Annotated in this window: 18 protein-coding genes and 1 pseudogene; 9 read left to right on the top strand and 10 right to left on the bottom strand. The window is 69.6% G+C overall.

Features of this window, described 5'->3' with window-relative positions:
- Positions 1–30: 30 nt before the first annotated feature.
- On the bottom strand, positions 31–1,488 hold the full coding sequence (locus B3S45_RS12585) for a GuaB1 family IMP dehydrogenase-related protein (RefSeq protein ID WP_286721003.1): 1,458 nt from the start codon (positions 1,486–1,488) through the stop codon (positions 31–33).
- 180 nt (positions 1,489–1,668) lie between these two features.
- On the opposite strand from B3S45_RS12585, the gene B3S45_RS12580 reads away from it, so the two are divergent.
- Positions 1,669–5,340: a multifunctional oxoglutarate decarboxylase/oxoglutarate dehydrogenase thiamine pyrophosphate-binding subunit/dihydrolipoyllysine-residue succinyltransferase subunit gene (locus B3S45_RS12580; RefSeq protein WP_286721002.1), complete on the top strand. Its 3,672-nt coding sequence runs from the start codon at positions 1,669–1,671 to the stop codon at positions 5,338–5,340.
- 90 nt (positions 5,341–5,430) lie between these two features.
- Here B3S45_RS12580 and B3S45_RS12575 read toward each other — a convergent pair whose 3' ends face one another.
- Both B3S45_RS12575 and B3S45_RS12570 read right to left on the bottom strand, forming a co-directional pair.
- Complete coding sequence (locus tag B3S45_RS12575) at positions 5,431–5,673, bottom strand: zf-HC2 domain-containing protein (RefSeq protein ID WP_071045358.1); 243 nt, start codon at positions 5,671–5,673, stop codon at positions 5,431–5,433.
- Positions 5,670–6,269 (bottom strand): sigma-70 family RNA polymerase sigma factor, encoded by a 600-nt coding sequence (locus B3S45_RS12570; protein ID WP_143003761.1) that lies wholly within the window; start codon positions 6,267–6,269, stop codon positions 5,670–5,672. The genes B3S45_RS12575 and B3S45_RS12570 overlap by 4 nt, the downstream gene beginning before the upstream one ends.
- 120 nt (positions 6,270–6,389) lie before the next feature.
- Between B3S45_RS12570 and aroA the strand changes: the two genes are divergently transcribed.
- Genes aroA through bcp form a run of 3 tightly spaced genes read left to right on the top strand, consistent with a single transcriptional unit; the run spans position 6,390 to position 9,297 of the window.
- A complete protein-coding gene (gene aroA / locus B3S45_RS12565) occupies positions 6,390–7,745 on the top strand; it encodes a 3-phosphoshikimate 1-carboxyvinyltransferase (protein WP_286721001.1) in 1,356 nt (451 codons plus the stop codon).
- Between the two features lie 13 nt (positions 7,746–7,758).
- A complete protein-coding gene (rsgA, locus tag B3S45_RS12560; protein WP_286721000.1) occupies positions 7,759–8,805 on the top strand; it encodes a ribosome small subunit-dependent GTPase A in 1,047 nt (348 codons plus the stop codon).
- An 18-nt stretch (positions 8,806–8,823) separates the two neighbouring features.
- On the top strand, positions 8,824–9,297 hold the full coding sequence (gene bcp / locus B3S45_RS12555) for a thioredoxin-dependent thiol peroxidase (protein ID WP_286720999.1): 474 nt from the start codon (positions 8,824–8,826) through the stop codon (positions 9,295–9,297).
- A gap of 18 nt (positions 9,298–9,315) precedes the next feature.
- On the opposite strand, the gene B3S45_RS12550 is transcribed toward bcp, so the two are convergent.
- Entirely contained in the window at positions 9,316–9,729 is a 414-nt protein-coding gene (locus B3S45_RS12550; protein ID WP_286720997.1) for a histidine kinase, read from the bottom strand.
- Positions 9,730–10,002: 273 nt separating this feature from the next.
- Between B3S45_RS12550 and B3S45_RS12545 the strand changes: the two genes are divergently transcribed.
- Positions 10,003–10,251 (top strand): WhiB family transcriptional regulator, encoded by a 249-nt coding sequence (locus tag B3S45_RS12545; RefSeq protein ID WP_036295594.1) that lies wholly within the window; start codon positions 10,003–10,005, stop codon positions 10,249–10,251.
- 9 nt (positions 10,252–10,260) lie between these two features.
- Here B3S45_RS12545 and B3S45_RS12540 read toward each other — a convergent pair whose 3' ends face one another.
- Genes B3S45_RS12540 through B3S45_RS12530 form a run of 3 tightly spaced genes read right to left on the bottom strand, consistent with a single transcriptional unit; the run spans position 10,261 to position 13,661 of the window.
- A complete protein-coding gene (locus tag B3S45_RS12540; protein ID WP_286720992.1) occupies positions 10,261–11,745 on the bottom strand; it encodes a sensor histidine kinase in 1,485 nt (494 codons plus the stop codon).
- A 9-nt stretch (positions 11,746–11,754) separates the two neighbouring features.
- Positions 11,755–13,035, bottom strand: a complete 1,281-nt coding sequence (locus B3S45_RS12535; RefSeq protein WP_286720991.1) for an AAA family ATPase — start codon at positions 13,033–13,035, stop codon at positions 11,755–11,757.
- Entirely contained in the window at positions 13,032–13,661 is a 630-nt protein-coding gene (locus tag B3S45_RS12530) for an SAF domain-containing protein (RefSeq protein WP_194383482.1), read from the bottom strand. Before B3S45_RS12530 ends, B3S45_RS12535 begins: the two co-directional genes overlap by 4 nt.
- 101 nt (positions 13,662–13,762) lie before the next feature.
- On the opposite strand from B3S45_RS12530, the gene B3S45_RS12525 reads away from it, so the two are divergent.
- Positions 13,763–14,044: a helix-turn-helix domain-containing protein gene (locus B3S45_RS12525; RefSeq protein WP_194383483.1), complete on the top strand. Its 282-nt coding sequence runs from the start codon at positions 13,763–13,765 to the stop codon at positions 14,042–14,044.
- Positions 14,045–14,053: 9 nt separating this feature from the next.
- Here the strand turns inward: B3S45_RS12525 and B3S45_RS12520 are convergent, their stop codons facing one another.
- Positions 14,054–14,653 (bottom strand): hypothetical protein, encoded by a 600-nt coding sequence (locus B3S45_RS12520; protein WP_286720988.1) that lies wholly within the window; start codon positions 14,651–14,653, stop codon positions 14,054–14,056.
- Between the two features lie 127 nt (positions 14,654–14,780).
- Between B3S45_RS12520 and B3S45_RS12515 the strand changes: the two genes are divergently transcribed.
- Positions 14,781–15,221, top strand: a complete 441-nt coding sequence (locus B3S45_RS12515; protein ID WP_071045396.1) for an Rv3235 family protein — start codon at positions 14,781–14,783, stop codon at positions 15,219–15,221.
- A gap of 4 nt (positions 15,222–15,225) precedes the next feature.
- Here the strand turns inward: B3S45_RS12515 and B3S45_RS12510 are convergent, their stop codons facing one another.
- Together B3S45_RS12510 and secA are read right to left on the bottom strand one after the other, a co-directional pair.
- Positions 15,226–16,452, bottom strand: coding sequence for a pyridoxal phosphate-dependent aminotransferase (locus B3S45_RS12510; RefSeq protein WP_071045367.1), 1,227 nt, complete (start codon positions 16,450–16,452; stop codon positions 15,226–15,228).
- Between the two features lie 80 nt (positions 16,453–16,532).
- The gene (gene secA / locus B3S45_RS12505; protein ID WP_286720985.1) at positions 16,533–19,337 is read right to left on the bottom strand and encodes a preprotein translocase subunit SecA; all 2,805 of its coding nucleotides are present in this window, start codon (positions 19,335–19,337) and stop codon (positions 16,533–16,535) included.
- Between the two features lie 188 nt (positions 19,338–19,525).
- On the opposite strand from secA, the pseudogene B3S45_RS12500 reads away from it, so the two are divergent.
- Positions 19,526–20,107 (top strand): annotated as a pseudogene (locus B3S45_RS12500) (PadR family transcriptional regulator); the annotation flags it as partial.
- Positions 20,108–20,245: 138 nt separating this feature from the next.
- Positions 20,246–22,045, top strand: coding sequence for a DEAD/DEAH box helicase (locus B3S45_RS12495; RefSeq protein ID WP_286720984.1), 1,800 nt, complete (start codon positions 20,246–20,248; stop codon positions 22,043–22,045).
- The last annotated feature ends 10 nt before the right edge of the window (positions 22,046–22,055 follow it).

The following is a 22,055-nucleotide window of genomic DNA, read 5'->3' as shown; positions in this document are numbered from 1 at the left end:
GAACGGATGCGTCCCGGCCGGGAGGCGGCGTCACCAGCTGACCGGCAGCGCCTTGCCCTCGTCGTAGCCGGCGGCGGACTGCAGCCCGACGCGGGCGCGGGCGTGGAAGTCCGCCACGGTGGCGGCCCCCGCGTAGGTGAACGAGGAGCGCACGCCCGCCGTGATCATGTCCAGGAGATCCTCCAGGCCGGGCCGCAGCGGATCGAGGTAGATCTTCGACGACGAGATCCCCTCGGCGAACAGCTCCTTGCGCGCGCGCTCGTAGGGGTCCAGCCGGCCGAACCGATCCTGCACGGCCTTCGTGGAGGCCATGCCCCACGACTCCTTGAACACGCGACCGTCGGCGTCGGTCTGCAGGCGCCCGGGCGCCTCGATGGTGCCGGCGAACCACGAGCCGATCATGACGGATGCCGCCCCCGCCGCGAGCGCCAGCGCGACGTCGCGGGGGTAGCGCACTCCCCCGTCGGCCCAGACGTGCGCGCCGGCGGCGCGCGCCGCCTCCGCCGTCTCGAGCACCGCGGAGAACTGCGGGCGTCCGACGGCGGTCATCATCCGCGTCGTGCACATCGCGCCCGGACCCACGCCCACCTTCAGGATCGTCGCGCCAGCGTCGACGAGGTCGTCGACCCCGGCGGCGGTGACGATGTTGCCGGCCGCGATGGGAAGTCCGAGGTCGAGGTCGGCGACCGTGCGCAGCGCCCGCAGCATGCCCTCCTGGTGCCCGTGCGCGGTGTCGACGACGAGAACGTCGACACCGGCCGCCGCGAGGGCCCGCGCCTTGGCGGCGACGTCGCCGTTGATCCCGACCGCCGCGGCGACGCCGAGCCGCCCGTCGCCGTCGACGGCGGGTCGGTACAGCGTCGAGCGCAGCGCACTGCGCCGCGTCAGCGTGCCCACCAGGTGGCCGTGGTGCAGCACGCAGACCGTCTCGACGTCGGCGGCGACCATCAGGTCGAATGCGTGCCGGGCATCCGCGACGTCGTCGGCGTCGATCGACGAGGGGCGGCCTCGGGCGAGATCGCCCAGGCGCGCGTCGGGGAGCGCGGTGCCGAGCCGAGCCGCCGGCACGATCCCCTGCACGTCATCGACGAGGATGTCGCCGCCGTCGGCGTCGCTGACGACGATGCCGTGCCCCTCCGTTGCCGGCACGATCTGCGCGGCCTCGGCGACGGTCATGTCCGGCGGCAGCACGAGCGGGGTGTCCCACGTCACGGGCTGCGCCTTCACCCATCGGATGGCCGCGTCGAGGTCCTGCAGGGGCATGTCCTGCGGCAGCACCCCCAGGCCGCCGCGACGGGAGAGGGTGGCCGCGAGTCGCGGACCGGTGACGGAGTTCATGTTCGCCGCCACCAGCGGGAGCGTGGCGGGGGTGCCGTCGTCGGGCGCGAGGTCGACGTCGAGGCGGCTCGCCACCTCCGATCGACGGGGGACGAGGAAGACATCCGAATAGGTGAGATCGACCTCGGGCTGGGCGCCGTAGAACTCCATGGACCCAGCGTAACGAGCCGCCTCCGGGGAGAGCCGCCCCGGGGGTTCGGAATCGTTCTGGCAACCTTCGCGCGCGTGGCGAACGCCCAGCCAGAAAGGACTACGCTTGATCCTCGAGCGTGCGAGCCGCTGACGGTTCGTCGTATTCCACACGATCTTCACGAAAGCGGGCGATAAGGCGTGTCGAGCCAGGTGACGGGCGTCGGGGTTTCGAGCGAAGGGGAGTTCGGGGCCAATGAATGGCTCGTCGACGAGCTGTACGAGCAGTTCAAGGTCGACAAGAACTCCGTCGACAAGGCCTGGTGGCCGATTCTCGAGGAGTACAGCCCCGTCAAGGGCGAGGTCCCGGCCCCGGATGGAGCCGCACCGACCGCACACCCGGTGACCGCGCCGGTTCCCGTCATCGGCGCACCGCCGGTGGCGCGCACCACCGCGAAGCCGGCTGCGGCGCAGCCGATCCCCGCCCAGGCGCCGAAGGTCGTGCCCTCCTCTGCCGAGGAGTCGACCGAGGAGGACACGGTCACCGCGCTGCGCGGCATGCCGAAGGCCCTCGCGGCGAACATGGACGAGTCGCTGACGGTGCCCACCGCCACGAGCGTGCGCACCATCCCTGCGAAGCTCATGATCGACAACCGCATCGTGATCAACAACCACATGTCGCGCACGCGCGGCGGCAAGGTCAGCTTCACGCACCTCATCGGCTGGGCGATCATCCGGGCGCTCAAGGAGATCCCGAGCCAGAACGTGTTCTACGCCGAGATCGACGGCAAGCCCTCGGTGGTGGCGCCGGCCCACATCAACCTGGGCATCGCGATCGACATCCCCAAGCCCGACGGCACCCGCGCCCTCCTGGTGCCCTCGATCAAGCGCGCGGAATCCCTCTCCTTCGGCGAGTACCTCGCCTCCTACGAGGACCTGGTCGGCCGGGCGCGCAAGAACAAGCTCACCGCGGCCGACTTCCAGGGCACGACGATCTCGCTGACCAACCCCGGCGGCATCGGCACCGTGCACTCGGTGCCGCGACTGATGAAGGGTCAGGGCTGCATCGTTGGCGCCGGCGCGCTGGACTACCCCGCGGAGTTCCAGGGCGCCAGCTCCAAGACGCTCAACGAGATGGCGATCGGCAAGACGATCACGCTCACGAGCACTTATGACCACCGCGTCATCCAGGGCGCCGGCTCGGGCGAGTTCCTCAAGCGCGTGCACGAGCTGCTGATCGGCGAGCGCAGCTTCTACGACGACATCTTCGCCGCACTGCGCATCCCCTACGCCGCGATCCATTGGGCCAACGACATCAATGTCGACCTGGCGGAGCGCGTCGACAAGCAGTCCCGCGTCCAGGAACTGATCAACTCGTTCCGGGTGCGCGGGCACCTCATGGCCGACATCGACCCCCTTCAGTACATCCAACGCACCCACCCCGACCTCGAGATCGAGCAGCACGGTCTGACCTTCTGGGACCTCGACCGCGAGTTCGTCACCGGCGGCTTCGGCGGCAAGCGCGTGATGAAGCTCCGCGACATCCTCGGGGTGCTGCGCGACTCGTACTGTCGCACGATCGGCATCGAGTACATGCACATCCAGGATCCCGATCAGCGTCGCTGGTTCCAGGACAACGTCGAGGTCAAGTACCAGAAGCCGACGCACGACGAGCAGCTGCGCGTGCTGAAGAAGCTGAACCAGGCCGAGGCGTTCGAGACGTTCCTGCAGACGAAGTACGTCGGCCAGAAGCGCTTCAGCCTCGAGGGCGGCGAGTCGCTGATCCCGCTCCTCGACGAGATCCTGCAGGGTGCGGCCGAGGCGGGGCTCGACGGCGCCGCGATCGGCATGGCGCACCGGGGTCGCCTCAACGTGCTGACCAACATCGCCGGCAAGACCTACGGGCAGGTGTTCCGCGAGTTCGAGGGTTCCGTCGCGATCGGCTCCAAGAGCGGTTCGGGCGACGTGAAGTATCACCTCGGAACGTCGGGGACCTTCGTCGCCGACGGCGGCGAGGAGCTGCCGGTGTACCTGGCCGCGAACCCGTCGCACCTCGAGACGGTCGACGGCGTGCTCGAGGGCATCGTGCGCGCCAAGCAGGACCTCAAGCCCATCGGCTCGTTCTCGTGGCTGCCGGTTCTGGTCCACGGCGACGCGGCCTTCTCCGGCCAGGGCGTCGTCGTCGAGACGCTGCAGATGTCGCAGCTTCGCGGCTACCGCACCGGCGGCACCATCCACGTGGTGGTCAACAACCAGGTCGGCTTCACCACCGTGCCGCAGGACGCCCGCACCTCGGTGTACGCGACCGACGTCGCCAAGACCATCCAGGCTCCGATCTTCCACGTGAACGGCGACGACCCCGAAGCGGTCGTGCGCGTGTCCCAGCTGGCGTTCGCCTACCGCGAGAAGTTCCACAAGGATGTCGTCATCGACCTCGTCTGCTACCGCCGTCGCGGTCACAACGAGGGCGACGACCCGTCGATGACGCAGCCGCTGATGACCAACCTCATCGAGGCCAAGCGCTCCGTGCGGCGCCTGTACACCGAGTCGCTGGTCGGTCGCGGTGACATCACCCAGGAGGAGTACGAGCAGGCCAAGCAGGACTTCCAGGGCCGCCTCGAGGTCGCCTTCGCCGAGACGCACGCCGCCGAGACGGGCACCAACGAGGTCGTCAACACCGATGCGGCACCGGATGCCTCGGTCGGCGAGCCCGAGTCGACGGCGGTCTCGCGCGAGGTCGTCCACATGATCGGCGACCGCTTCGTGAACAAGCCCGAGGGCTTCACGGTGCACAGCAAGCTGCAGCAGCTGCTCGACAAGCGCCACGACATGAGCCGCAACGGCGGGATCGACTGGGCGTTCGGCGAACTGCTCGCCTTCGGCTCGCTGCTGGTCGAGGGCACGCCGGTGCGCCTGGCGGGTCAGGATGCCCGTCGCGGCACCTTCGCGCAGCGCCACAGCGTGCTGCACGATCGCGCCAACGGGCAGGAGTGGCTGCCGCTGACGAACCTGTCCGACAGCCAGGGCAAGTTCTTCGCCTATGACTCCCTGCTCAGCGAGTACGCCGCGATGGCATTCGAGTACGGATACTCGGTCGAGCGCGCCGAGGCGCTCGTGCTGTGGGAGGCGCAGTTCGGTGACTTCGCCAACGGCGCACAATCGGTGGTGGACGAGTTCATCTCCTCGGCGGAGCAGAAGTGGGGCCAGCAGTCGAGCGTGGTTCTGCTTCTCCCCCACGGATACGAGGGTCAGGGACCCGACCACTCGTCTGCCCGCATCGAGCGCTTCCTGGCGATGTGCGCGCAGGACAATATGACCATCGCGCGCCCGTCGACGCCGGCTTCCTACTTCCATCTGCTGCGCCGACAGGCCTACGCGCGGCCGCGTCGCCCGCTCGTCGTGTTCACGCCGAAGGCCATGCTGCGCCTGCGCGGCGCGACCAGCCCCGTCGACGCGTTCCTCACCGGGCGGTTCGAACCCGTGCTCGACGACGACCGCGGCATCGACAAGAGCGCCGTACGCCGCGTGCTGCTGCATGCGGGAAAGATCCATTGGGATCTGCGCGCCGAGCTCGATAAGAACCCGAATCCCGCCGTCGCGCTGGTGCGCCTCGAGCAGTACTATCCGTCACCGGTCGAGGCCCTGCGGTCGGTGCTGGCCTCCTACCCCGACGCGGAGCTCGTGTGGGTGCAGGACGAGCCGGAGAACCAGGGTGCGTGGCCGTTCATCGCGCTCGAGCTGTCCAAGCACCTCGATGGCCGCACCGTCCGCCGCGTCTCCCGCGAAGCCGCCGCCTCCACCGCAACCGGTTCACCGAAGGTGCACGCGCTCGAGCAGGCCGAGATCATCAAGACCGCTCTCACGCTGCGCTGAACAGCGCACGGAGCTGTGACGAAGCCCGCCGCACCGCATGGATGCCGCGGTCTTCGTCACACGCCCTGACCGTGGTGGTGCCGTGAACGATCAGTGACCGGCCTGGATGGCCCTCACGCGGGCGAGAACCTGATCGCGCAGATCCTCGGGCGCGGTCTCCCGGCACGCCCGCGCCACCACGTCGGTCAGGGTCGTTGCCACGAGCGCCTCATCGCGACACGCCGGGCAGTGCTCCAGGTGCTCCTTGATGTCGGCGTGCTCGGTCTTGCAGACCTCGTTGCGCAGGTACTCCTCGAGGTCGCGCCGCGCCTTCTCGCAGCCGCAATCGGTCATTTCTCACTCCTCGTCGGCGCGGTCTGGATGCCGCGCTCCCGTGCGTACTCCGCCAGCAGATCACGCAGCATCCGCCTGCCTCGGTGCAGGCGGCTCATGACCGTGCCGATCGGGGTCTTCATGATGTCGGCGATCTCCTGGTAGGCGAACCCCTCCACGTCTGCCAGGTAGACCGCCATCCGGAAGTCCTCCGGGATGGACTGCAGCGCATCCTTTACCGCCGACGCCGGCATGTGGTCGATCGCCTCGGCCTCCGCCGACCGGCTGCTCGTGGCGGTGGTGGACTCGGCGCCGCCGAGCTGCCAGTCCTCGAGTTCGTCGATGGTGCCCTGATACGGCTCGCGCTGCTTCTTGCGGTAGGTGTTGATGTAGGTGTTGGTGAGGATGCGGTAGAGCCACGCCTTGAGGTTCGTCCCCTGCGTGAACGACGACCACGAGGCGAACGCCTTCACGAACGTCTCCTGCACCAGATCCGCGGCGTCGGCGGGGTTCCGCGTCATGCGCATGGCCGCCGCGTACAGGGGGTCCATGAACGGCAGCGCCTGCGCCTCGAATTGGGTGCGGGCCTCTTCCGCCGTCTCGGCCTGATCGCTCATCACGGAGAAGTCTACGTCGGCCCCGTGCGAGGTCTCCGAGGCGCCGATATGCGTCGTCACGGGACGACTCAGCGTCGTGATCATGCGGCTCCTCTCGAGGGTTCAGTAATCTAGGAACCGATGACCACCGACGGGTATTCCCCCACGTCCACTCCGGCCGCGACCGGAGCCTGGCAGGCGCCCGTCGCCGACGGGCCGCTGGATTCGACGTTGTCCGTGCCCGGCTCGAAGTCACTGACGAACCGCGAGCTCGTTCTCGCGGCTCTCGCCGACGGCCCGAGTCGTCTGCGTGCCCCGCTCCATTCCGACGATTCCGCCCGCATGGTCGACGCCCTGCGCTCGCTCGGGGTCGGGATCGAGACGGAGGCCGGTGACAGTCCGTTCGGAGACGATCTGGTGATCACGCCGCGCTGGCCGCTGTCGGAGGGCGGCGTCGTGGATTGCGGTCAGGCGGGGACCGTGATGCGGTTCGTCACGCCGTTGGCGGGCTTCACCGGAGGCGAGATCACCGTCACCGCGCACCAGAGCGCGCTGCATCGACCCATGGGAGCGATGATCAAGGCGCTCCGCGACGTGGGGGTCGATATCGACGACGGTGGTCGCTGGTCGCTGCCGTTCTCGGTGCGCGGTCACGGGCACGTGCGCGGTGGCGAGATCACGATCGACGCCAGCGCGTCGAGCCAGTTCGTCTCCGGCCTCCTGCTGGCCGCACCCCGCTTCGACGTCGGCCTGCACCTGGTGCACGCCGGCGATCGGCTGCCGAGCATGCCGCACATCGACATGACCGTCGAAGCACTCGCGCATCGCGGCGTGCACGTCGAGCGTCCGTCCGTCGGCGAGTGGATCGTGCCGGCGGGCCCCATCCGCGGCAAGGACATCGCCGTCGAACCCGACCTGTCCAACGCCGCACCGTTCTTGGCCGCGGCGATGGTCGCCGGCGGCCAGGTCACCGTGCAGGGGTGGCCGCCCCACTCCACGCAGCCGGGCGCGATGCTCGCGGACATCCTCGCCGTCATGGGGGCGCGCGTGAGCCGGCGCGGCGGCGCGCTGACCGTCGGGGCCGGCAACGGCATTCACGGCGTCGAACTCGACCTTTCTGCCGCGGGCGAGCTCGCCCCGACGATCTTCGGTCTCGCGGCCTTCGCCGACGGCGAGAGCGTGCTCCACGGCATCGGGCACATCCGCGGTCACGAGACCGATCGCATCGCCGCGCTCATCGGGGAGCTGCGCGCCCTCGGCGGCGAGGCGCACGAGCTCCCGGACGGCATCCGTATCGTGCCACGCCCGCTGCATGCCGGCGTCTGGCGCGCGCACCACGATCACCGCATGGCGACGACGGGAGCCCTCATCGGCCTCGCCGTGCCGGGTGTCGAGGTCGACGACATCGGCACGACGGCCAAGACCCTGCCGCAGTTCCCCCAGCTGTGGCGAGCGATGATCCACGGCGACGACGTGTCGGCGTCACTGGCCTCGTGACGGCGGAGGCGCGGTGAGCTGGCTCGACGACGTCGACGAAGACGACGAGCCGGAGTTCGACGAGTCCGATGTGCGCGTGCGACCGAATCCGAAGGCCAATCGCCCACGCACCAAACGGCGGCCCGCGCACGAGGACGCCGTGGTGTGCCGCGTGCTCGGCGTCGACCGCGGCCGGTACACGGTGCTCGTCGACGAAGACGGACCCGACGAGCATCCCGCACTGGCCACACGCGCGCGGGAGCTGCGCCGCACCGCGATCGTCACCGGCGACCGCGCTCGCGTGGTGGGCGACACCTCGGGCACGGCCGGAACCCTCGCCCGCATCGTCGGCATCGAGGAGCGCACGTCTCTCCTGCGCCGCAGCGCCGACGACACCGACCAGGTCGAACGCATCGTGGTCGCCAACGCCGATCAGATGCTCGTGGTGGTCGCCGCCGCCGACCCAGAGCCGCGCGAGCGGCTCGTCGACCGCTACCTCGTCGCGGCCCTCGACGCGGGCATCCGCCCGCTCATGGTCGTGACCAAGACCGACCTCGCCGATCCGACGCGCTTCCTCCAGCATTTCGAAGGGCTGGACCTGCGGGTGTTCACCAGCGCCCGCGGACTCATCCCCGTCGACGACGTCGGCGCCGCTCTCGTGGGCCACTCCACGGTGTTCGTCGGGCACTCGGGCGTCGGCAAGTCGACCCTCGTGAACGCCCTCGTGCCCACGGCCGGACGCGCCACCGGACACGTCAACGAGGTGACCGGTCGTGGCCGGCACACCTCGTCGTCCACGGTGAGTCTGAGATACCGCGCGGCGGCGGGGAACGGGTGGGTCATCGACACTCCCGGCGTGCGCTCTTTCGGTCTCGGCCACGTCGATCCCGCGAACCTGCTCCAGGGTTTCACCGATCTCGCCGAGATCGCCAGGGACTGCCCACGCGGCTGCACGCATCTTCCCGACGCGCCGGATTGCGCGATCGTCGAGGCCGTCGCAGAGGGACGCCTGGGCGCGCGCGGCGCGGCTCGCCTGGACTCCCTTCAGCGCCTGCTGTCGACCTTCGCCGACCGCGCCTGAGACACCTACGCTGGAGGCATGACGACCACGCGCCTCGAGCCCGGCACGCCCGCACCCGATTTCTCCCTCACCGACCAGGACGGCAGCACCGTCACCCTCGCCGACCTGCGCGGCACCGGCGCCATCCTGTTCTTCTACCCAGCTGCGATGACCCCGGGGTGCACGACGGAGGCGTGCGACTTCCGCGACTCGATCGGTCCGATCCAGGCCGCGGGGTACCGCGTGCTCGGCGTCTCGCGCGACGACCTCGCGAAGCTGCGCGAGTTCCGCGAACGCGACGGTCTCACCTACGACCTGCTGAGCGATCCGGATCATGCCGTCCACTCGGCCTACGGCGCCTGGGGCGAGAAGGTGAACTACGGCAAGAAGATCGAGGGAGTCATCCGCTCGACGATCGTGCTCGACGGCGAGGGAATCGTCGAACACGCCCTCTACAACGTCAAGGCGACCGGCCACGTCGCGCGGATCCGCAAGCTGCTCGGGCTCGACTGAGTCCGGCTGGACCGGCCGTCAGACGGAGTCGTCCGCAGCGGCGTCGTCGTCAGCTGCGGCCAGCCGCGCCGCCTGACCGGCGGTGACGATCAGCAGCACCAGTTCCACCACTGCCGGCACCGCGATCGCGGCGGCCGTCAGCGGATGGGCGTACTCGCCCGTGGCCGCGCCGAGCGCGACGGCCAGGATCAGCACCTGCGCGACGATCCCTCCCGATCGCGCCATCGACGAGCCGCGGTGCACCGCCACCGCGAACGCCCCCAGGCCCACCGCGCCGACCGCGGTCAACACGGCCAGAGCGACGGCCGACACCGTGGATGCGGTGTCGCCGGTCGCGAGCGCAACGATCTGCCAGCCCACCAGCGCGGCGACACCCAGCGCTTCGAGCGCAAGACCGGCCGCGGCGAACGGCGCCATCACGAGTCGGGACATCGGTCTTCACCACTCCTTCTCATTCGTCGCCGACGGCTGCGCATCTGCTCGCCGTGCAGCACCCGTGGCGACCTTCGAGGCGTCTTGGAGGAAACCTCCGCGAAACCCCACGGTAAACCCTTGATTCGACTCGTGTGCTATGGGAGGATCTTCGGAGCCGTGTGCTCCCACAGCGCCGTGGGGCGAGCGATCCGCTCGCATCCCTCCACAGGGTATCGGAACCCGATCCGGGCTCTGGGACATCCCCCACCATCCGTCGCAAGGAGCACCACCATGGACTGGCGTGACAAGGCCGCCTGTTTGACCGTCGACCCCGAGCTGTTCTTCCCGGTCGGCAACACCGGCCCCGCGGTCGACCAGATCGAGAAGGCCAAGGCCGTGTGCGCCCGGTGCACCGTCACCGAGATCTGCCTGCAGTACGCCCTGGAATCCGGCCAGGACTCGGGCGTGTGGGGTGGGCTCAGCGAAGACGAGCGCCGGGCTCTGAAGCGACGCGCCGCTCGCGCGCGCCGCGCCAGCTGACGCTCCGGTTCATCTCGCTGCGCGACCGATGTAGCGCAGCGGGATGTCGATCGTGACCTCGGTCCCGCTTCCCACGAGCGTGTGCCAGTCGATCGCTCCGCTGAGCTCTCCCTGAATCAGCGTGCGGACGATCTGCGTCCCGAGGCCTCGCCCGACCTGCCCCTCGGGCAGTCCGGATCCGCTGTCGCGAACCCGCACCGCGAGTCGCTCCTCGGTGCGCTCGGCGATGATCTCCACCTCGCCCTCGCGGCCCGCGAGGCCGTGCTCGACGGCGTTGGTGACCAGCTCGGTCAGTGCCAGCGCGAGCGGGGTGGCGTACTCGCTGGGAAGCGTGCCGAAGCGCCCCGACTTGCGGGTGCGTGCACGAGTGCTGGGTGACGCGGCCACCTCGGCGACGAGCTTGAGGACGCGGTCGAAGACGTCGTCGAAGTCGACCACTTGCGTGAGGCCCTCCGACAGGGTGTCGTGGACGACGGCGATGGCCGAGACGCGGCGCATCGCATGCGTCAGGGCGTCGCGCGCCTCGTCGGTGTGGGAGCGCCGCGCCTGGATCCGCAGCAGGGACGCCACCGTCTGCAGATTGTTCTTGACGCGGTGGTGGATCTCGCGGATCGTCGCGTCTTTGGTGATGAGCTCCTGCTCCTGGTGACGGATCTCGGTGACGTCGCGGCAGAGCACGATCGCGCCGATGCGCGTGCCGCGATCGCGCAGCGGAATCGTGCGCAGCGACACCGTCACGCCGCGCGCCTCGACATCGCTCCGCCACGGCGCACGGCCGGTGACCACAAGGGGAAGCGACTCGTCGAACTGTCGCTTCTCCGGAATGATGCGCGTTGTCACCTCGACCAGCGGCTCCCCCTCGAGCTCGTCGTCGAAACCGAGCCGGTTGAACGCCGACAGGGCGTTGGGGCTGGCGAAGGTGACGATGCCGTCGACATCGAGTCGGATGAGCCCGTCCGAGGCACGTGGCGCCCCTCGCCGCGGAGCGGTCGGGGCCGACAGGTCGGGGAAGTCTCCCGACGAGATCATGCCGAACAGTTCGTCGGCGCAGTCGTTGAAGGTGATCTGCTGGCGGGACGGGGTTCGCGCTTCGCCCAGGTTGGTGTGACGGGTCAGCACGCCGATGGACACCGAGCCGCCGTCCTTGGCGCGCACGATCGGCACCGCCCGCACCCGGGTCGGCGTCTCCTCGAACCAGTCCGGCGATGCCGAATCGACGATCTCGCGGGTGCGATGCGCGTCGCGCACCTGGGTGCGCCACTGCGGCCGCACACGGTCACCGACGATGTCGCGGTAGAACAGGGTCGCCGCGCCGCTCGGGCGGGCGTGGGCGATCGCGACGAAGGAGTCGTCAGCCGTCGGAACCCAGATCACGATGTCGGCGAAGGCGAGGTCTGCCAGCAGCTGACCGTCGCCGGCCAGACGATGCAGCCACTCGACGTCGGCGTCGTCGGAAAGGCCCTGGGAGTAGACGAGATCGCTGAGGGTCGACACGCCTCTAGCCTAAGAGGTCGCTCCGACCGCGCTGTGCCTGCGTCGTCCGCGACGGGTCGCACGCGCAGCCGGCGCGGCCGCTGCCGGCGTGGGTGGGAGCACCGCCTCCCCCACGATTCGACGAATCCCCGCGATCAGCGGCGAGCGCGGCGCAGCGAGGGCGATAGGACGCGCGGCCAGCAGCGCGGCGTCGGCCGAGCGGGCGTCGGCCGGCAGGAAGCGCACGTCGGAGATGCCGCCGAATCGATCGAGCGTGCGCCGCACCTGCCCGCGCGCGTCGATGCCGAGCGCGCCCGGGCGGAGTCGATTGGCCACCGTGAGCACCGGAGTCGCCCCCACGACCGCGCGCAGGTCCGCATAGCCGCGCAGGAATCTCGCGACACCGACCGGGTCCGTCGCCACCGCGACGACGAGATCGGCCGAGCGGAGGGCGGCGAGGGTCGCACCGTTGCGGCGCGGCGCATCGAGGTCGCTCATGATCTCCTCGTCCTGCTCCAGAGAAGCGGACACGTCGACGACGGTGTGATCGACCCATTCGCGGCAGGCCTCGAGGGCCGAGGACACGCGAGACTCGGCCAGTTCCGGCCATCGCGAGGGGCGGTTGATTCCGGGCAGGACCTCCACACCGGTGCGTTCCAGGGGCAGCGCGATGCGGGTGAGTTCCCGGGCGTCGAGGGTGCCCAGAGCCGCCTGCCGGCACGCGGCCGCGAATCCCGGGCCCTCGTCGGCGAGGCCGAGGGAGAGCGCGATCGACGGCGCATGCGAGTCGGCGTCGACCAGGGCCACATGGCGATCCCCGCGCGCAAGCTCCACGGCGAGCTCGATCGCGACCGTGGAGCGCCCGGGTGACCCGTGCGGGCCCCACACCACGATCGTCCGGGGCCCCGCCGTCGCGGGACGGGACTGCTCCCCCGCGGCGACCGCGACGCTCGGCAGCGCGTCCGCCACGGCGAACGCCTCCGCCGTGGCGGGCAGGATGGTCAGCAGCCCGAACGACTGCGCGACGCGCTCGTCGTCGTCATCTCCGACCAGCGCCACGATCCTCACGGCGCGGCGGTCGCACAGTCCGACGAGGCCGTCGGTGAGGGTGCGCCGGCGCACTCGCAGGATGAGCACGTCGACCTCGGCGAGCGCCCCGAAGAACGCGTCACCCTCGTCGCCGAATGCCCCGTCGGCGGCGGCACGCGCCGGGGTGTCCGCCGAGACGACGGCGACGACGTCGATTCCTTCCTCGCGCAGGTGCGACGCGGCCGTGCTCCCCTCGTCATCGACCGCGAGGATCGCCCTCATCGGCCGCCTCCGACCGCGGGCACGACCGACAGGGCGGACTGGTCCGCCATCGCCGCGAGCGCGACGGAGACATCCGCTCGCGGGATCACGACCTCGAGCGCGACATCGGCAGTGCCGACGACCGCATCGTCACGCGCGACGGACACGACGGTCGCGTCGGGAACCAGGATGCGCGGGGTGTCGTAGCCGCCCTCCTCCGTCAGCGGAGCCGCCCACACCTCCACGACCGACCCGGCGCTCACCGAGGCCGGAACGTCGGTCGCCGTGTGCAGCACGATCGTCGTGCTCGCCGCGTCTTCACCGGCACCGACGGCGTCGTGCGGGACGAGTTCGCCGGCGGCCACCGTGCGGGTGGTCACCGCCCCGAGCTCGAGCTCCTCCGGCGACAGATACGCCTCGTCGAGGGTTCCGAGTGCCACCTCGACAACGCGCACGTCGGTCGCCGAGATCACGTCGCCGGGCACGAGCGTCGTCGCGGCCGCGATCGCAGGGGCGGTCTGACGCGCAGCGCTCACCACGAACCACACGCCCGCGACAGAGGCGAGGATGAGGACGATGCCGAGCAGGAAGCGCACGTCCACCCAGGGTGCGCGACGGCGGGCGCGCACGGTTTCGGAGCTGGTCATGTGCACCATCGTGTCGCAGCGCGCCGGCCGGGCCCGAAGGTTATCCACAACACGCTCGCGACACCCGCTGACGACACACGGTCGGGGTCGATAATGGGGTCATGCCCGATTCGCCCACCGCCGGAGGCCGGCTTCTCGCGCCGGCCCAGGTCGCCGAGGTGCTCCAGATCGAGGTGGGCGAAGTGCTGGCACTCGTCGAGCAGGGCCGACTGTCGGGGATGCGCGTGGGCTCTCCCGCCCGGTGGCGCATCGAGGAATCCAGCGTGGCGGCGTACCTCGACGATCAGGCCGAGGAAGCGCGACGTATGGCGCTGTGGCGTCAGTCCAATGCGGCGAGCTTTCCGGAGCTGTGGGGCACCGGCGTGGTGCGAAACCCCGACTGAGGAGCCCCGTCAGCCGAGGGGGACGGGAGTGGTCGCGTCGACCTGCACACGCGCGATCGTGCCGTACGGCACGATCCGATACCCGGTGATCGCCGCAGCTCGCCGCGCGCTTCCCGCGTCGTGCAGCGCCAGATCGAGATGGTCGGCGCCCGCGCGATCGACGGTTCCGTGAAGCAGGCGACCGGCATGAAGGTGCACGCCGACGGCGACGCGTCGTCGCACCAGATCGCGCATCGCGAATCCGAACGTCATCTTCTCGGCCAGGGCGGAGCCCTGGGCAGCCGGGCGCGCGGATCGAAGGAGATCGGCGTGGGAAGCCGCCAGCTCCGTGATGGCTGCGAGCGGTACGAGCGCCGCACCGCCGCCGTCGCCCTCGAGCGCAGAGAACCAGTCGGCGCCGACGCCGGCGACAGTCGCGTGAAGACGCGCACCGTCGACGAGAGCGACCGTGACCGAGGCCCGGTCAGCGGCGAAGCAGAGCAGTCTCTCGCGCAGCGACACCCGCGACAGACGCAGCCTCTCGGCCTCGGTGTCCAGCGCGGCGCGCTCGGCCTCCCACTCGGAGGCGAGCTGATCTTCGAGGTCGTCGAAGAAGCGATCCCAGCGCACGAGACGAGGCTAGCCGCGACATGAGGGTTCGATGAGAAGTTATCCACAGGGGCCTCCCGGGCGGTTCCTGAACATCCGCTGTGTGCTCTACTTCTGGCAGATCGACCGACAGGAGAGCAGGGGGGCCATGGTTCAGAACTCTTCAGGCGCAGCCCGCGCCGCATCCGGACCGTGGAGCACCACGGCGGTCTCGGAGTATTTCGCACCGCAGCCGACGTCGACGAGCGACCTTCCCGAGCCCACGCAGCTGCTGCGCAATCTCAGCGTCGGGGTGCTCGAGGTGATGTCGGGCGTGCGCGAGATCGAGCAGCTCGCACGATGGATGACCGAAGACGTCTTCCGCGTGCTCCTCACCCGCGCCAACCTCGCCACGCGTGCCCGCAGCGCCCGCGGCGTTCCCGCGTCGCGGCCGGTGCACACCGTGCTCTCGGTGCGCCACACCTCGCCCGCCGACGGCGCGGTCGAAGCGGTCGTCGTGGTCCGCGGTCCGGCGCGCACACGCGCCATCGCCATTCGCCTCGAGGGCATGGACGGGCGCTGGCGCGCGACGTCGCTCGCACTCCTCTGAAGCGCTACTGCTTGTAAGAGGCCAGGAAGTTCCCCAGGCGCTCGATCGCCTCCGTGAGCACACGAGCCTCGGGGAGCGTCACGATGCGCAGGTGGTCGGGGGTCGGCCAGTTGAACCCGGTGCCCTGCACCAGCAGCACATGCTCGGCGACGAGGAAGTCGTACACGAGCTTGAGATCGTCGTGGATCTCGTACACCTCAGGGTCCAGCCGCGGGAACGCGTAGAGCGCACCCGACGGTTTCACACACGTCACGCCCGGGATCGATTCGAGCGTCTTCCACGCGGCATCCCGCTGCTCGTGGAGGCGCCCGGAGGAGGCGATGAGGGCATCGATCGACTGCACACCCGACAGGGCGGCCTGCACCGCGTGCTGCGCCGGCACGTTGGGGCACAGGCGGGTCGAGGCCAGCAGGGTGATCCCCTCGAGGAATCCGCCGGCGTGGGTCTTCGGGCCGGTCACGACCAGCCAGCCCGACCGGTAGCCGGCGACGCGATACGTCTTGGACAGTCCGTTGAAGGTGAGGCACAGGAGGTCGGGGGCGACCGACGCCATCGGGATGTGCTGGGCGTCGTCGAACAGGATGCGGTCGTAGATCTCGTCGGCGAGCAGCAGCAGCGAGTTCTCCCGGGCGATCTCGGCGATCCCGTCCAGCACCTCCCTGCTGTAGACCGCACCGGTGGGGTTGTTCGGATTGATGACCACGATCGCCTTGGTGCGGTCGGTGACCTTCGAGCGGATGTCCTCGAGGTCCGGCTGCCAGCCGTTCTGCTCATCGCACACGTAGTGGACCGGGTTCCCCCCGCCGAGGCTCGTCATCGCCGTCCACAGCGGGTAGTCCGGCGCGGGGATCAGCACCTCGTCGCCCTCGTCGAGCAGGGCCTGCATCACCATCGTGATGAGCTCCGAGACGCCGTTGCCGAGGTACACGTCGTCGGGATCGAACGCCGGGAACCCGGGGATCTCCTCGTAGCGGTACATCACGGCTCGTCGCGCCGACATGATCCCGCGACTGTCGCTGTAGCCGTGCGCGTGCGGGACGGCCTCGATCATGTCGCGGACGATCTGATACGGCGCGTCGAATCCGAAGACGGCGGGGTTGCCCGTGTTGAGCTTGAGGATCGTGTGACCCTCGGACTCGAGCCGGTCGGCCTCGACGAGCGCCTGTCCGCGGATCTCGTACAGGACGTTCTTGAGCTTGCTCGACTGGTCTAGGGGGCGAAGCGGACTCATCGGATCACTCTATCGCCGCCCTCGCGGCGCCACCGTCCGGGCCGTGAGGCCAATCGGATGCCGGTGGCACCGCCGGGCGATCAGTTCTTCTTGCCGGCCGCGCGACGCTGCGCGCGGTTCTGCGGGGCGGCCGCGGGCGCATCCGCGCCGTCGGTCTTCTGCCCGAAGGCTCCGCGCGGAGCCTCGGCAGCGGGGGGCTGCGCCGCCTGAGCTGCCTGGCGCACACGGGTGGTCTCGGCCTGCTGCACCTGACCGCGCTCGTTGCGCACCTCGACCTCGCCGGCGTCGTTGGCCGCGGAGTACTGCAGGCGCTGCCCGTCCGACGGCGTGGCCGACAGGCCCTTCGCCTCCACCTGGGTGACCTGCTGCCCGTCGGCGGCCTTGCGCACCTCGACCTCGAGGTTGAAGAGGTAGCCGACGCACTCCTCCTTGATCTGCCCCATCATCGACTGGAACATCTGGTAGCCCTCGCGCTGATACTCGATCAGCGGGTCGCGCTGGGCCATCGCACGCAGTCCGATGCCGTCCTTGAGGTAATCCATCTCGTAGAGGTGGTCGCGCCAGCGGCGATCGAGCACCTGCAGCACCACCCGCCGCTCCAGTTCGCGCATGGCTTCGGAGCCCAGGGCCTCTTCGCGGGACTCGTAGGCGATCCGCGCATCCGAGAGCACCTCGCGCTTGAGGCCCTCCGAGGTGATGCCGCCCTTGCGACCGGCGCCTTCGGCGACGACCTCGTCGATCGTCACGCCCACCGGATAGAGCGTCTTCAGCTCGGTCCACAGGGCGTCGAAGTCCCAGCTCTCGTTGTGACCGGCGCCGGTGTGGTCGTCGATCACGGCACCCACGGCGTCTTCGATGAAGTGCTGCACGCGGTCGGCGATGTCGTCGCCGTGCAGGATGTGACGGCGGTCGGCGTAGATCGCCTCGCGCTGGCGGTTGAGCACGTCGTCGTACTTCAGCACGTTCTTGCGCACCTCGGCGTTGCGTGCCTCGACCTGGGACTGCGCGCTCTTGATCGCGCGCGAGACCATGCCGGACTCGATGGCGACGTCGTCGGGGAAGTTCGTGCGCGACAGGATCGCCTCGGCGGCCCCGGACTGGAACAGACGCATGAGCGTGTCGGTCAGCGACAGGTAGAAGCGGCTCTCGCCGGGGTCGCCCTGGCGCCCCGAGCGTCCGCGCAGCTGGTTGTCGATGCGGCGCGACTCGTGGCGCTCGGTTCCCAGCACGTAGAGACCGCCGGCCTCGCGCGCGGCCCGTCCCTCTTCGGCGACCCGCTCGCGCGTCGCCTCGTAGACCTCGTCCCACGCGGCCTCGTACTCGTCGGGGGTCTCGTGCGGGTCGAGCCCCTTCGCCTTCATCTCCTGCACCGCGAGGAACTCGGCGTTGCCGCCGAGCATGATGTCGGTACCACGGCCGGCCATGTTGGTCGCGACGGTGACCGCGCCGGGACGCCCTGCTCGGGCGACGATCTCGGCCTCGCGAGCGTGATTCTTCGCGTTCAGGACCTCGTGCTTGATGCCCTTCTTCGCCAGCAGGCGCGAGAGGTACTCGCTCTTCTCGACGCTGACCGTTCCGACGAGCACGGGCTGACCGGCCTTGTGTCGCTCGGCGATGTCTTCGGCCACCTGCACGAACTTGGCCTCCTCGTTCTTGTACACGAGGTCGGACTGGTCCTTGCGGATCATCGGCTTGTTGGTGGGGATCGGCACGACGCCGAGCTTGTACGTCGACATGAACTCGGCGGCCTCGGTCTCGGCCGTACCGGTCATGCCGCCGAGCTTGTCGTACAGGCGGAAGTAGTTCTGCAGCGTGACGGTGGCGAGGGTCTGGTTCTCGGCCTTGACCGGAACGCCCTCCTTCGCCTCGATCGCCTGGTGGATGCCCTCGTTGTAGCGACGCCCGACGAGGATGCGCCCGGTGTGCTCGTCGACGATCATCACCTCGTCGTTCATCACGACGTAGTCGCTGTCGCGCTTGAAGAGCGCCAGCGCCTTGATCGAGTTGTTGAGGAACGAGATGAGCGGGGTGTTCGCCGACTCGTAGAGGTTGTCGATGCCGAGGTAGTCCTCGACCTTCTCGATGCCCGGTTCGAGCACGCCGACGGTGCGCTTCTTCTCGTCGACCTCGTAGTCGACACCCGACTCGAGGGTGCGGGCGATCTTCGCGAACTCCACGAACCAGCGGTTCGCCTCCCCGGACGACGGCCCCGAGATGATCAGCGGCGTGCGGGCCTCGTCGATGAGGATCGAGTCGACCTCGTCGACGATGGCGAAGAAGTGGTCGCGCTGGACCATGTCTTCCTTGCGCCACGCCATGTTGTCGCGCAGGTAGTCGAATCCGAATTCGTTGTTGGTGCCGTAGGTGATGTCGGCGGCGTACTGCTGGCGACGCACGTCGGGCGTCTGACCCGACACGATCGTGCCGGTGGTCATGCCGAGCGCGCGGAAGACGCGGCCCATGATGTCGGACTGGTACGACGCGAGGAAGTCGTTGACGGTGACGATGTGCACGCCGCGGCCGGCGATGGCGTTGAGGTAGGCGGGCAAGGTCGCCACCAGGGTCTTGCCCTCGCCGGTCTTCATCTCGGCGATGTTGCCGAGATGAAGCGCCGCGCCGCCCATGATCTGCACGTCGTAGGGGCGCTGCCCCAGCGTGCGCTTGGCCGCTTCGCGGACGGCGGCGAAGGCCTCCGGCAGCAGCTGGTCGAGCGTCTCGCCCTTCTCGAACCGCTCGCGCAGCTCGGCCGTCTCGCCGCGCAGCTGCTCATCGGTGAGATGCGTGTAGTCCTCCTCGAGCGCGTTGACGGCCTTCACCGTCTGCTGGAGGCGCCGCAGGATGCGGCCTTCTCCGGCACGAAGCAGTTTCTCGAGGGCGTTTGCCACGGAATGTCTCCATCTCTCGGGCGGGCGACTCCCGCGCACGCCATCGGGCGCCCGGCGGGCATACCCGACCATGTTATCGGCCCGTGACCTTCGCGTGCGCTGGGTACTCCGATACTCGACATGCATATGCTCGGCATGTACATACTCGGTATCCATCGAGCCGGTTCGCCCCGGAGGTGGGAGGACACATGTCCGTTCGTCAGAGCCTGCTCGCGATCCTCGATCAGGGCCCGTGCTACGGATATCAGCTGCGCACCGAGTTCGAGCGCCGCACCGGATCGACGTGGCCCCTGAACGTCGGCCAGATCTACAACACGCTGGACCGTCTCGAACGCGACGGCCTCGTGATCAAGGGCGACAGCGACGAGCACGGCCACGTCTACTGGTCGATCACGCGGGCCGGCTCGACCGAGGTCGCCGCGTGGCTCGGCTCCCCCGTCGATCGCGGACAGGGCCCTCGGGACCAGCTGGCGATCAAGCTGGCCGTCGCGGCGACGCTCCCGGGGGTGGACGTCGGCGAGGTCATCCACACGCAGCGACACGCATCGCTCGCGCAGCTGCAGTCGCTCGAGCGTGCGAAGAAGGCCGCGGGCGACCCCGCGGGGCCGCAGGAGCTCGCCCGGTCGCTCGTGGTCGACTCGATGATCTTCGCCGCCGAAGCCGAGGTTCGCTGGCTCGACCACACCGAGCAGCGCCTGGCACGCCATCCGGAGCATGCCATGTCCCTCGAGGTGTCAGCCGAGCGGCCCAAGCGGGGTCGCCCCGCCAAGAACCGCGACGCTTCCAGAGGAAAATCCGCGCCAGGAGGACGAGAACGCGCGGATGCATCCTCTGCAGACGGGATCTCCTCTGCGGCGGCCGGGCTCGGCGTGGTGGCGCCCACCCATCCGGGCCGCCTACCCTGAACTGTGACCGAAACCGACGCTCCCGCCGCATCCGACGCCGCCGCCGAGACCGCCGCGCCGACCTTCTCCGACCTCGGCCTGAGCGATCCGGTGCTGAAGGCCCTCCGCGAGATCGGGTACGAGACGCCGTCGGCGATCCAGGCCGCGACCATCCCGACCCTGCTGTCCGGCCGCGACGTGGTCGGCATGGCGCAGACCGGAACCGGCAAGACCGCGGCGTTCGCCCTGCCGATCGTCGACCGCCTCGACCCTGCGCAGAAGAACCCGCAGGCGCTCGTGCTCGCACCGACCCGCGAGCTCGCGCTGCAGGTGTGCGAGGCGTTCGAGAAGTACGCCGGTCACCTCAAGGGCGTTCACGTGCTCCCGGTCTACGGCGGCCAGGGATACGGCGTGCAGCTGTCGGCACTCCGGCGTGGCGTGCACATCGTCGTCGGAACGCCCGGCCGCATCATCGACCACCTCGAGAAGGGCACGCTCGACCTCTCGGAGCTGAGCTACCTCGTGCTCGACGAAGCCGACGAGATGCTCAAGATGGGCTTCGCCGAGGACGTCGAGACGATCCTCGCCGAGACGCCCGACACCAAGCAGGTCGCCCTCTTCTCGGCGACCATGCCCGCGGCGATCCGCCGCATGTCGAAGCAGTACCTGCACGATCCGGAAGAGATCACGGTCAAGACGAAGACCACGACCTCGGCCACGATCTCCCAGCGCTACCTGATCACGGCCTGGCAGCGGAAGATGGATGCGCTCACCCGCATCCTCGAGGTCGAGAACTTCGACGGCATGATCGTCTTCGGACGCACCCGCAGCATCACGGAGGAGATCGCCGAGAAGCTCCGCGCCCGCGGCTACTCCGCCGCCGCGATCAACGGCGACATCGCGCAGGCGCAGCGCGAGAAGACCGTCAATCAGCTGAAGTCCGGCAAGCTCGACATCCTCGTCGCGACCGATGTGGCCGCGCGCGGCCTCGACGTCGAGCGCATCTCGCACGTGGTCAACTACGACATCCCGACCGACACCGAGTCCTACGTCCACCGCATCGGCCGGACCGGGCGCGCGGGACGCACCGGCGACGCGATCTCGTTCGTCACGCCCAAGGAGCGCTGGCTCGTGCGGGCGATCGAGAAGGCGACCCGTCAGGAGCTCACCGAGATGAGCCTGCCGAGCGTCGACGAGGTCAATGAGACGCGGCTGTCGCGCTTCGACGACCGCATCACCGCGGCGCTCGCGGAGAGCGAGCGCGTGGACCGGTTCCGCGACATCGTCGCTCACTACGTGCGCCACCACGACGTGCCCGAGGTGGACGTCGCTGCGGCCCTCGCGATCGTCGCCCAGGGCGAGACACCGCTGCTGCTGGACCCCGACGTCGAGCCGGCGCGTCCGCCCCGTGACCGCGACGACCGACGCGACCGGAGCGACCGGCGCGAGAGCGACCGTAGCGAGCGTGGCGACCGCCCCGAGCGGCGCGCGGGTCAGTATGCGATGTACCGCATCGAGGTGGGCAAGCGGCACCGGGTCGAGCCGCGCCAGATCGTCGGCGCGCTGGCGAACGAGGGTGGACTGCGACGCGACGACTTCGGACGCATCCAGATCCGTCCCGACTTCTCGCTGGTCGAGCTGCCCGCCGACATGTCGCGCGACACGCTCGACCGGCTGTCCGACACCCGTATCTCGGGGCGACTCATCGAGATCCGGCCGGACACCGGTGGCCCGGCGCGACGCCGCAGTGGTGGCGACGAGCGGCGCCCTCCCCGCGACCGCGACGCGCGCGGCGAGCGCAAGCCGCGTCGTCGCGACGGCTGACCTCGGCTCC

The organism is Microbacterium sp. UBA1612, assembly GCF_002321605.1.
GTDB classification, from domain to species: domain Bacteria; phylum Actinomycetota; class Actinomycetes; order Actinomycetales; family Microbacteriaceae; genus Microbacterium; species Microbacterium luteum.
This window is presented reverse-complemented; position numbering and strand designations above follow the sequence as displayed.

Excerpts from the sequence above, each read along its gene's own strand:
- B3S45_RS12585 (WP_286721003.1), bottom strand. The coding sequence starts at position 1,488 with ATGGAGTTCTACGGCGCCCAGCCCGAGGTCGATCTCACCTATTCGGAT.
- B3S45_RS12575 (WP_071045358.1), bottom strand. The coding sequence starts at position 5,673 with ATGACCGATTGCGGCTGCGAGAAGGCGCGGCGCGACCTCGAGGAGTAC.
- B3S45_RS12570 (WP_143003761.1), bottom strand. The coding sequence starts at position 6,269 with ATGAGCGATCAGGCCGAGACGGCGGAAGAGGCCCGCACCCAATTCGAG.
- aroA (WP_286721001.1), top strand. The coding sequence starts at position 6,390 with ATGACCACCGACGGGTATTCCCCCACGTCCACTCCGGCCGCGACCGGA.
- bcp (WP_286720999.1), top strand. The coding sequence starts at position 8,824 with ATGACGACCACGCGCCTCGAGCCCGGCACGCCCGCACCCGATTTCTCC.
- B3S45_RS12550 (WP_286720997.1), bottom strand. The coding sequence starts at position 9,729 with ATGTCCCGACTCGTGATGGCGCCGTTCGCCGCGGCCGGTCTTGCGCTC.
- B3S45_RS12545 (WP_036295594.1), top strand. The coding sequence starts at position 10,003 with ATGGACTGGCGTGACAAGGCCGCCTGTTTGACCGTCGACCCCGAGCTG.
- B3S45_RS12535 (WP_286720991.1), bottom strand. The coding sequence starts at position 13,035 with ATGAGGGCGATCCTCGCGGTCGATGACGAGGGGAGCACGGCCGCGTCG.
- B3S45_RS12530 (WP_194383482.1), bottom strand. The coding sequence starts at position 13,661 with ATGACCAGCTCCGAAACCGTGCGCGCCCGCCGTCGCGCACCCTGGGTG.
- B3S45_RS12525 (WP_194383483.1), top strand. The coding sequence starts at position 13,763 with ATGCCCGATTCGCCCACCGCCGGAGGCCGGCTTCTCGCGCCGGCCCAG.
- B3S45_RS12515 (WP_071045396.1), top strand. The coding sequence starts at position 14,781 with ATGGTTCAGAACTCTTCAGGCGCAGCCCGCGCCGCATCCGGACCGTGG.
- B3S45_RS12510 (WP_071045367.1), bottom strand. The coding sequence starts at position 16,452 with ATGAGTCCGCTTCGCCCCCTAGACCAGTCGAGCAAGCTCAAGAACGTC.